This window comes from Gemmatimonadota bacterium, from assembly GCA_039715185.1.
GTDB lineage: Bacteria > Gemmatimonadota > Gemmatimonadetes > Longimicrobiales > RSA9 > DATHRK01.
The window spans coordinates 1-1368 of record JBDLIA010000220.1; the positions used below are offsets into that span (position 1 = coordinate 1).

The window sequence follows — 1368 nt, forward strand, 5'->3', positions numbered from 1 at the left end:
GGACGAGGCGATCATCGACATCTACCGGCGCCTGCGGCCGGGCGATCCGCCGACGCTCGACACTGCGACCAACCTCTTCTTCAACCTGTTCTTCAACCCGGAGCGCTACGACCTCTCGCGGGTCGGCCGGCTCAAGCTGAACCACAAGCTCGGCTTCGACCCGGAGCAGCGCGCAACGGTGCGCCTCAAGGGCCCGACCGGGCCCGAGGAGGAGGTGGCCCTCGGCACGCTCGCGACGCTGCGCTCCGAGGACATCCTGGAAGCGGTCCGGTACCTGGTCGAGCTCAAGAACGGCGCGGATCCGGACAAGCGGATCGACGACATCGACCACCTCGGCAACCGCCGCGTGCGCGTGGTGGGAGAGCTGCTCGAGAACCAGTACCGCATCGGCCTGGTGCGCATGGAGCGTGCGATCAAGGAGCGGATGTCGCTCCAGGAGATCGAGACGCTGATGCCGCACGACCTGATCAACTCCAAGCCCGTCTCGGCGGTGATCAAGGAGTTCTTCGGGTCGAGCCAGCTCTCGCAGTTCATGGACCAGACCAACCCGCTCTCCGCTGTGACGCACAAGCGGCGCCTCTCCGCACTCGGGCCGGGCGGTCTCACACGCGAGCGCGCTGGCTTCGAGGTGCGCGACGTGCACCCGACGCACTATGGGCGCATCTGCCCGATCGAGACGCCGGAAGGGCCGAACATCGGCCTCATCGCGTCGCTCTCGACCTACGCGCGGGTGAACGACTTCGGCTTCATCGAGACGCCCTACCGCAACGTCAAGGACAACGTGGTGAGCGGCGAAGTGAAGTACCTGTCCGCACTCGAGGAGGAGCGCCTCTCGATCGCGCAGGCGAATGCGCCGCTCGACCCGGACAACAAGTTCGTGAACGAGACGGTCACGGGCCGCAAGCTCGGCGAGTTCCAGGAGGTGAAGGCGGACGAGGTCCAGATGATGGACGTCTCGCCGAACCAGCTGGTCTCGGTCGCGGCCTCGCTCGTGCCCTTCCTCGAGAACGACGACGCGAACCGTGCGCTGATGGGCGCGAACATGCAGCGCCAGGCCGTGCCGCTGCTGCGGACCGACGCGCCGCTCGTGGGCACCGGCATGGAGGCCGTGGTGGCGCGCGACTCGGGCGTCACGGTGGTCGCCAAGCGCGACGGCCAGGTCGTGGCGGTCGATGCGGCCCGCATCGTGGTCAAGCCCGACGAGGAGGAGGGCGAAGGCCCGAACGTCGACATCATCAGCCTGGTCAAGTACCAGCGTTCCAACCAGAATACCGCGATCAACCAGAAGCCGATCGTGAAGGTGGGCGACCGCGTGAAGAGGGGGCAGGTCATCGCCGACGGCCCCGCCACGGAGCGCGGCGAGCTGGC

General features: G+C 67.5%; 1 protein-coding gene. It reads left to right on the forward strand.

Features of this window, described 5'->3' with window-relative positions; all coding sequences use genetic code 11:
• Positions 1-1368, forward strand: a 1368-nt coding sequence (locus tag ABFS34_16840; GenBank protein ID MEN8377093.1) for a DNA-directed RNA polymerase subunit beta, incomplete at both ends; no start/stop codon positions are given.